The 8,323-nt window shown below is 70.1% G+C and carries 9 protein-coding genes and 1 pseudogene; 6 read left to right on the top strand and 4 right to left on the bottom strand.

Features of this window, described 5'->3' with window-relative positions:
- The 4 genes from RH94_RS35165 to RH94_RS35180 all read right to left on the bottom strand — a co-directional run.
- Positions 1–981 (bottom strand): amidohydrolase family protein (locus RH94_RS35165; protein ID WP_234426266.1); only part of this gene is annotated, 981 nt, incomplete at its 3' end.
- 18 nt (positions 982–999) lie between these two features.
- Positions 1,000–1,794, bottom strand: coding sequence for an amino acid ABC transporter ATP-binding protein (locus RH94_RS35170; RefSeq protein ID WP_073952359.1), 795 nt, complete (start codon positions 1,792–1,794; stop codon positions 1,000–1,002).
- Positions 1,791–2,624 carry an amino acid ABC transporter permease gene (locus tag RH94_RS35175; protein ID WP_073952627.1) on the bottom strand — a complete coding sequence of 278 codons (834 nt, stop codon included), beginning with the start codon at positions 2,622–2,624 and terminating at the stop codon, positions 1,791–1,793. Before RH94_RS35175 ends, RH94_RS35170 begins: the two co-directional genes overlap by 4 nt.
- The gene (locus RH94_RS35180; protein ID WP_073952360.1) at positions 2,621–3,469 is read right to left on the bottom strand and encodes a transporter substrate-binding domain-containing protein; all 849 of its coding nucleotides are present in this window, start codon (positions 3,467–3,469) and stop codon (positions 2,621–2,623) included. Before RH94_RS35180 ends, RH94_RS35175 begins: the two co-directional genes overlap by 4 nt.
- A gap of 237 nt (positions 3,470–3,706) precedes the next feature.
- Between RH94_RS35180 and RH94_RS35185 the strand changes: the two genes are divergently transcribed.
- The 6 genes and pseudogenes from RH94_RS35185 to RH94_RS45630 all read left to right on the top strand — a co-directional run.
- Positions 3,707–4,810 carry a pyridoxal-phosphate-dependent aminotransferase family protein gene (locus tag RH94_RS35185; protein ID WP_073952361.1) on the top strand — a complete coding sequence of 368 codons (1,104 nt, stop codon included), beginning with the start codon at positions 3,707–3,709 and terminating at the stop codon, positions 4,808–4,810.
- A 70-nt stretch (positions 4,811–4,880) separates the two neighbouring features.
- Positions 4,881–5,408 carry a DinB family protein gene (locus RH94_RS35190; protein WP_073952362.1) on the top strand — a complete coding sequence of 176 codons (528 nt, stop codon included), beginning with the start codon at positions 4,881–4,883 and terminating at the stop codon, positions 5,406–5,408.
- Positions 5,409–5,722: 314 nt separating this feature from the next.
- Positions 5,723–6,262, top strand: a complete 540-nt coding sequence (gene ectA, locus RH94_RS35195; RefSeq protein WP_079189311.1) for a diaminobutyrate acetyltransferase — start codon at positions 5,723–5,725, stop codon at positions 6,260–6,262.
- An 88-nt stretch (positions 6,263–6,350) separates the two neighbouring features.
- Entirely contained in the window at positions 6,351–7,622 is a 1,272-nt protein-coding gene (ectB, locus tag RH94_RS35200) for a diaminobutyrate--2-oxoglutarate transaminase (RefSeq protein WP_073952363.1), read from the top strand.
- Between the two features lie 63 nt (positions 7,623–7,685).
- Positions 7,686–8,093, top strand: coding sequence for an ectoine synthase (locus RH94_RS35205; protein WP_073952364.1), 408 nt, complete (start codon positions 7,686–7,688; stop codon positions 8,091–8,093).
- A gap of 7 nt (positions 8,094–8,100) precedes the next feature.
- Positions 8,101–8,323, top strand: a pseudogene (locus tag RH94_RS45630) (phytanoyl-CoA dioxygenase family protein); the annotation flags it as partial.

Genomic DNA, 8,323 nt, shown 5'->3' on the forward strand with positions numbered 1-8,323 from the left:
GGGGCGGCCGAGCCACTTGTGCGCGTCCCACGTCGTCGCCGACAGGGCCTCCAGGGGCGGGATGCCGGCCGTGACCAGTTCGGCGACCTCGGCCGCGACCAGGCCGTGGGGCAGGGAGCCGCCGGCGTCGGTGCCGACGTAGACCGGGATGCCGGCGTCGTGGGCGGCGCGGACGGTGTCGTAGCGGCGTTCGTGCAGGCGGCGCATGTGGGCCGACCAGCGCGGGTACTTGGCCTCGCCGCCGTCGGCCAGTTTCGGGAAGGTGGCGATGTTGACCAGGGTGGGGACGATGGCGACGCCGCGTTCGGCGAAGAGCGGGATCAGGTCCTCGGTCAGGCCCGTGGCGTGCTCGATGCAGTCGATGCCCGCATCGACCAGGTCCCGGAGGGAGTCCTCCGAGAAGCAGTGCGCGGTCACGCGCGCGCCCAGGCGGTGGGCCTCCGCTATCGCCGCCTCGGCGGCCTCGCGCGGCCAGCAGGCGGACAGGTCGCCGAGGTCGCGGTCGATCCAGTCGCCGACCAGCTTGACCCAGCCGTCGCCACGCCGGGCCTCCTGGGCGACGTAGGCGACCAGGTCCTCCGGTTCGATCTCCCACGCGTAGTTGCGGATGTAGCGGCGGGTGCGGGCGATGTGGCGGCCCGCGCGGATGATCTTCGGCAGGTCCTCGCGGTCGTCGATCCAGCGGGTGTCCGAGGGCGAGCCCGCGTCCCGAATGAGGAGGGTGCCGGCGTCGCGGTCGGTCAGGGCCTGCTTCTCGGCGACGTCCTCGGGGACCGGGCCGTGGGCGTCCAGGCCCACGTGGCAGTGCGCGTCGACCAGGCCGGGCAGCGCCCAGCCCTCGACGGTCGTCACGTCCCTCGCGCCGGCCGGACGGTCGTAGGTGATCCGGCCGTCGACGACCCACAGCTCGTCCCGGACCTGGTCGTCCTGCGGTCCGGCGAGCACCCGCCCCTTCACGTGCAGCACGGCGTGATCGCTCATGCACCGCACTTTAATGAGCTACCGCTCGCCCTGTCCCACCCGGTCCGGGGCCCCCTCCTCCACCTCGGCCGTCGCGGGGTCGAGGAGGCGGGAGAGGAAGTGGCGGGTGCGCTCGTGGCCGGGGTCGCCGATGACCTGTTCCGGGGCACCCTGTTCGACGATCACGCCACCGTCCATGAAGACGACCCGGTCGGCGACCTCGCGGGCGAAGGTCATCTCGTGGGTGACGACCATCATCGTCATGCCCTCGTGTGCCAGCATGCGCATGACCGCCAGCACGTCGCCGACCAGTTCCGGGTCGAGCGCGGAGGTCGGCTCGTCGAACAGCATCACCTCCGGCCCCATCGCGAGCGCGCGGGCGATGGCGACGCGCTGCTGCTGGCCGCCGGAGAGGGAGGAGGGATAGGCGTCCGCCTTCTCCGACAGGCCGACCCGCCGGAGGTTCTCGGCGGCGATCCTCTCCGCCGTCGCCTTGTCCCGCTTCAGCACCCGGCGCTGCGGCAGGGTGAGGTTCTCGGTCACCGACAGGTGCGGGAACAGGTTGAACTGCTGGAAGACCATGCCGATACGGCGCCGTGCGGCGTCGATGTCGACGTCGGGGTCCGTGAGTTCGGTGCCGCCGACGGCGACTCGGCCCCGGGTGGGCTCCTCCAGGAGGTTCACGCAGCGCAGCAGCGTGGACTTGCCGGAGCCGGAGGGGCCGATGACGCAGACGACCTCGCCCTGGCCGATGTCCAGGTCGATGCCGCGCAGCACCTCGGTGTCGCCGAAGGACTTGTGCAGGTCCCGGATCGAGATCTCGGGTGTGGTCACTTGACGGCCTCCTGGGCCCTGGCCTCCATGCGGCGGACCACGAGGCCGAGCGGAATCGTGATCAGCAGGTAGCACAGACCGGCGACGAGGATCGGGGTGGAGTTGGCGGTCGTACTGGCCAGGTCCCGGCCGAACTTGGACAGTTCGCGCTCCTCCAGGGTGACGCCGAGGAACAGCACCAGCGAGGAGTCCTTGAAGAGGAGCACGAGTTCGTTGGTCAACGGCGGCAGGATGACGCGGAACGCCTGCGGGACGATGATGGAGACCATGGCCCGCGCAGGCGAGAAGCCCAGCGAACGGGCCGCCTCCATCTGTCCCTTGGGCACGGCCTGGATACCGGCACGGATCGTCTCGGCCATGTACGCGGCGGAGACCAGGCCGAGGGCGAGGGCGACCTTGCCGTACGTACCGCCGATGATCTCCGTGCCGGGAAAGGCCAGCGGCACGGCGACGCCGACGAAGATGAAGATCAGCAGGGCGGGCAGGCCGCGGAAGATCTCGATGTAGACGCCGGCGAGCCAGCGGTAGGGACCCACGGACGACAGCCGCATGAGCGCGACGACCATGCCCAGCACCAGTCCGAACACGAAGCCCGACAGGGTGTAGAGCACGGTGTTCCTCAGCGCCAGCGTGATGATGTCCGGGAACATCTGCCGGGCTATGTCCACCTGCGCGAACTGGTTGTGCAGCCGCCCCCAGTCCGCCGAGGCGGCGAAGGCGATCACGGCGGCGACGAAGACGGCGTACTGGGCGCCGCGCGACAGCCGACGTTTCTGACGCCGGGTCAGCCCCTTCTTTCCGGGCCGGGGTTCCGCGTCGATGGGGGTCATGAGGCGGAGGAGGAGGCCGCGGCGGCGTCGTACGGGCCGATCCACTGCTCGTACAGCTTCTTGTACGTCCCGTCGGCCTTGGCCTGCTTGATCGCCTTGTCGATGGCGGCGAGGAGCTTGGCGTTGCCCTTCTTGACGGTGAAGCCGTACTCCTCGCCGGTGTCGATGTTGCCGACGACCTTGAAGGCGTCCGCGTCGGCCTTGTTCTTCAGCCAGCCCTGGACGACCGGGTAGTCGATGACGACGGCCTGGACCTGGCCGGTGCGCAGGCCGTTGAGGACCGCGTCGGAGGACTCGAAGGAGATGGGGTCGTGGCCCTGCTTCTTCGCGTACTCCTCGCCGGTGGTCTGAGCCTGGGCGCCGAGCTTCCTGCCCTTGGCCTTGAGGTCGGCGAGCGAGGTGATGCCGCTCTTCCTGTCGGCGAGGAGGGCCTGGGTGGCGTTGAAGTACGGGTCGGAGAAGTCGACGTGCTTCTCGCGTTCGGGCGTGATGGTCATGCCGGCGGCGGCGAGGTCGCACTGGCCGGAGTTCAGGAAGGCGCCGGTCTTGAAGTTCTCGAACGGCGTGTCGAGGATCTGCTGCTTCACGCCGAGGTCCTCGGCGACCAGGTCGATCAGCGAGACGTCGAAGCCCTGCACCTTGCCGTCGATCTCCGACTGGAAGGGCGGGTACGGCAGGTGCGTGCAGGTGGTGAGCTGTCCGGCCTTGGCGAGTTCGACCCCGCCGGCGGCCGTCTTGGTGCCGCCGTCGCTGCCGCTCGAGGTGCAGCCGGCCACGAGTACCAGTCCTGCCGTCGCGGTGGTGGCGGCCAGGATGCGGGCCCGGCGCCCGGAGAGCGTGATCACGGAGTGCGGCCTCTCTGTGGGGGATGAGGGTGTTTGGTCACTGTCAAGCGGAGTGCGGGTTCTGATTATAAGGAGAACTTTGACCATCCCAAACCAAAATGATGGCTGTGGGGCCGCTCCGCCTGGGAAGTCACCGGTGACGGCGGGGCGGACACCGGCGACTACGCTCGAAGCGTCCGCCCGGACGACCACCCAGCGACCGCGGAAACCACAGAAACCGCAGGAGAGAGCACCGCCGTGACCCATCCCTTCCTCGACCTCGCCCCGCTGAGCGCCGACCGCTTCGCCTCGATCGAGGACCGGGTGGCGCGGCTGCTGGCCACCGAGCAGGACGTCGTGATCACGCAGGGCGAGGCGCTGCTGCCGCTGGAGGGCGCGATCCGGGGGACGGCCGGTCCCGGCACGACGGCGCTGAACGTGGTCACGGGGCCGTACGGGCAGACGTTCGGCAACTGGCTGCGCGACTGCGGGGCGACGGTGTACGACCTGTCGGTCCCGTACCACACGGCGGTCACGGCGGACCAGGTCGAGGAGGCTTTCGCCGAGCACCCGGAGATCGACTTCGTGTCGCTGGTGCACGCGGAGGCGGCGACCGGCAACACCAATCCGGTGGCGGAGATCGGCGAGGTCGTACGGGAGCGGGGCGCCCTGTTCTACCTGGACGCCGTGGCGTCGGTCGGCGCCGAGCCGGTGCTGCCGGACGCGTGGGGCGTGGACCTGTGCGTGATCGGGGCGCAGAAGGCGATGGGCGGGCCGGCCGGGGTGTCGGCGGTGTCGGTCAGCGAGCGCGCCTGGGCCCGGATGGCGGCGAACCCGCGGGCACCGCGCCGCTCCTACCTGTCCCTGCTGGACTGGAAGGAGCGCTGGATCGACGGCGGCCGCAAGGCGCTGCTGCACGCGCCGGCGCAGTTGGAGATGCTGGCGCTGGAGGCGTGCCTGGAGCGCATCGAGGAGGTGGGCCTGGACGAGGTGATGGCCCGTCACCGCCGCGCCGCCGCGGCGACCCGCGCGGGTGCGGCGGCCCTGGGCGGGGGCCTGGAGCCGTACGTCCACGAGGCTTCCGAGGCGGCCCCGGTCGCCACGACCCTGCGGGCTCCCTCCGGCATCGCGGCCTCCGACCTGGTGACCCGGGCCCTGGGGACGGCCCCGGCCCTCCCGCTGGCCGCGGGCGGCGGCGCGCTCGCCAAGGAGATGATCCGCGTCAACCACTACGGCGCGGACGCCACGCGGGAGGCGGTGGAGGCGAGTCTGACGGCCCTGGCCGCCGCCCTGACCGACCACGGCACGGACGTGGACGTGGAGGCCGCCCGGCGCGCGGTCGCGGAGGCGTGGCGCCGGTAGTCGGGCGGGGCGGGGCAGGGGGGCTGAAAAGGCACGGTCGCCGGGCCCCCGGCCGTGCCATGCTCGCCCCATGACCGCCGACGTACCGCGGACCCTGCCCGACGGCCGCCCGGTTCCGCTGATGACCGGGGCCGAGCGGCCCATGCTGGAGAGCTGGCTGGACTTCCACCGGGCCACCCTGGAACTGAAGTGCGCCGGGCTGGACGACGCACAGGTGCGGACTGCGTCGGCGGGCCCCTCGTCGCTGACGCTGCTCGGGCTCGTGCAGCACCTCGCGGAGGTGGAGCGGAACTGGTTCCAGCGGGTGGTGGGCGGGCTCGACGTGCCGCCGGTGTTCGGGGAGGAGACCGGGTACGCGCTCGATCCGGTGCGCGGGCTCGGGCAGGCACTGGACGTGTGGCGGCGCGAGATCGCCCGCGGGCGGGAAGTGTGCGCGGGCCGGGGGCTGGACGACCCGGGGCGGATCGTCGGTGGGCCGATGGCGGGGGTGAGGGTCGGTGTGCGGTGGGTGTTCGTCCACATGATTGAGGAGTACGCGCGCCACAACGGGCACGCCGACATTCTCCGGGAGCGTATCGACGGGGTTACCGGGGCTTGATAACTGCTTTATGCAAGTGTAATCCTGCTCTTTAATTCGGGTAGCTGCCCGTTTTCTTCTGCCCCGTTTCCCTCAGTCTAAACGCAAAGATTTCGCGAACGTTCCGCAGCGCATTCCCGGGGGGTCTCGCAAGAGTTACCCAGCTGTGACGAACTCCACAAAGGCAGCCCTTTTGCCCGGTAATGAACGGGCAAACCCGCACATCACGCGGCCGCTTCGCGCGGTCGTACGCCCGCGCGATAACACACCTGCCTGTTCCATGTAAGGCCCAAGGGCGATGCATTTTTGCATTCCTCTCGGTAAGTTCATTTCGCATGACTGCCGCACAAGCAGACCTGAAAACCCCCCGCACCGAATTGCCGGAGACCCCGCGCATCGAGCGTCCCACCGTCGCCGACGGCGCCGCGCTCTGGCGGCTCGCGAAGGACTCCGGAACGCTGGACGTGAACTCCTCGTACAGCTATCTGCTGTGGTGCCGCGACTTCGCCGCCACGTCCGCGGTGGCGCGCGGCGCGGACGGTGAACCGGTCGGTTTCGTCACCGGGTACGTGCGGCCCGACCGCCCGCGCACCCTGCTGGTGTGGCAGGTGGCCATCGACGCCGGCCACCGCGGCCGGGGCCTGGCCGCCCGGCTGCTGGACGGGCTCACCGCCCGGGTCGCCGCCGAGCTCGGGCTCACCGCGGTCGAGACCACGATCACCCCGGGCAACACCGCCTCCGAGCGGCTGTTCACCTCCTACGCCGCCCGGCACGGCGCCACGGTCGAGCGCGAAGTCCTGTTCGACACCGGGCAGTTCCCGGACGGGCCGCACGACCCGGAGGTCCTCTACCGGATCGGTCCGCTGTCCTTCTGAGGCCCGGCCGCCCCCGGCCGTCCCCCTCCCGGACCTCATCCCCTTCTCTCCGACTCCCTCTCACTCCCCCACCGAGGAGCGATTCGTCGTGACCATCACCCAGCCCGACCTGAGCGTCTTCGAGACCCTGGAGTCCGAGGTGCGCAGCTACTGCCGCGGCTGGCCCACCGTCTTCGACCAGGCGCGCGGCAGCCGCATGTACGACGAGGACGGGCACGAGTACCTGGACTTCTTCGCGGGCGCCGGCTCGCTCAACTACGGCCACAACAACCCCGTGCTGAAACGGGCGTTGATCGACTACCTGGAGCGCGACGGCGTCACCCACGGGCTCGACATGTCGACCACCGCCAAACGCACGTTCCTGCGGACCTTCCAGGACCTGGTCCTGCTCCCCCGCGACCTGCCGTACAAGGTCATGTTCCCGGGCCCGACCGGCACCAACGCGGTCGAGTCCGCGCTGAAGCTGGCCCGCAAGGTCAAGGGCCGCGAGGCCATCGTGTCGTTCACCAACGCCTTCCACGGCATGTCGCTGGGCTCCCTCGCCGTCACCGGCAACGCCTTCAAGCGGGCCGGTGCCGGCATCCCGCTGGTGCACGGCACACCGATGCCGTTCGACAACTACTTCGACGGCAAGGTCCCGGACTTCCTGTGGTTCGAGCGGCTGCTGGAGGACCAGGGCTCCGGTCTCAACAAGCCGGCCGCCGTGATCGTCGAGACCGTGCAGGGCGAGGGCGGCATCAACGTCGCACGGCCCGAGTGGCTGCGCGCCCTCAAGGAGCTGTGCGAGCGGCAGGACATGCTGCTGATCGTCGACGACATCCAGATGGGGTGCGGGCGCACCGGGGCCTTCTTCTCCTTCGAGGAGTCCGGGATCGTGCCGGACATCGTCACCGTGTCGAAGTCCATCAGCGGCTACGGCCTGCCGATGGCGCTGTGCCTGTTCCGGCCCGAGCTGGACCTGTGGGAGCCGGGCGAGCACAACGGCACCTTCCGCGGCAACAACCCCGCGTTCGTCACGGCCACGGCCGCGCTGGAGACGTACTGGACCGACGGCTCGGCGATGGAGAAGCAGACCCGCGCCCGTGGTGAGCAGGTCGAGCAGTGGCTGGTCTCGATCGCCGGGGAGCACCGCGCCGAGGTCAAGGAGTACCGGGGCCGGGGCCTGGTGTGGGGTCTGGAGTTCCACGACAGGGGCCGTGCCGAGCGGATCGCCCGGCGCGCCTTCGACCTGGGGCTGCTGGTGGAGACCTCCGGTCCCGAGAGCGAGGTCGTCAAGCTGCTTCCGGCCCTGACCATCACCCCCGATGAACTGGACGAGGGCATGCGCGTCCTCGCCCGCGCGGTCCGCGAGACCGCCTGACACCCGATCGAGCCAAGAAGCAACCGAGCCAAGAAGCAACCGAGCCAGGAGGCACGCACCACCGTGATCGTCCGTTCGTTCAAGGAAATCGAAGGCACCGACCGGCACATCAAGTCCGAGTCCGGTACCTGGGAGAGCAAACGCATCGTCCTCGCCAAGGAGAAGGTCGGCTTCTCCGTGCACGAGACGATCCTGTACGCGAACACGGAGACGTCGATGTGGTACGCCAACCACATCGAGGCCGTCGTCTGCACCGAGGGCGAGGCGGAGCTCACCGACCGCGAGACCGGGAAGACGTACACGATCACGCCCGGCACCATGTACCTCCTCAACGGCCACGAGCGGCACACGCTCAAGGTCAAGGAGAAGGACTTCCGCTGCATCTGCGTGTTCAACCCGCCCGTGACCGGACGGGAGGACCACGACGAGAACGGCGTCTACCCGCTGCTCACCGAGCCCGAGGAGGTGTGACACCCCCATGACCGTCACCACGAACACCGTCACCGATCTCTACCCCACCCGCGGCACCACCGAGGTGACCGTCCCCCGCCAGGATCCCGTCCTCTGGGGCTCCCCCGACACGCCCGGCCCGATCCCGGCCGCCGACCTCCAGGCGTACGAGCGCGACGGCTTCCTCGCCATCGACCAGCTGATCACCGAGGACGAGGTCGCCGTCTACCGGCAGGAGCTGGAGCGGCTGG

It is taken from the genome of Streptomyces kebangsaanensis (assembly GCF_001906585.1).
GTDB classification, from domain to species: Bacteria; Actinomycetota; Actinomycetes; order Streptomycetales; family Streptomycetaceae; genus Streptomyces; species Streptomyces kebangsaanensis.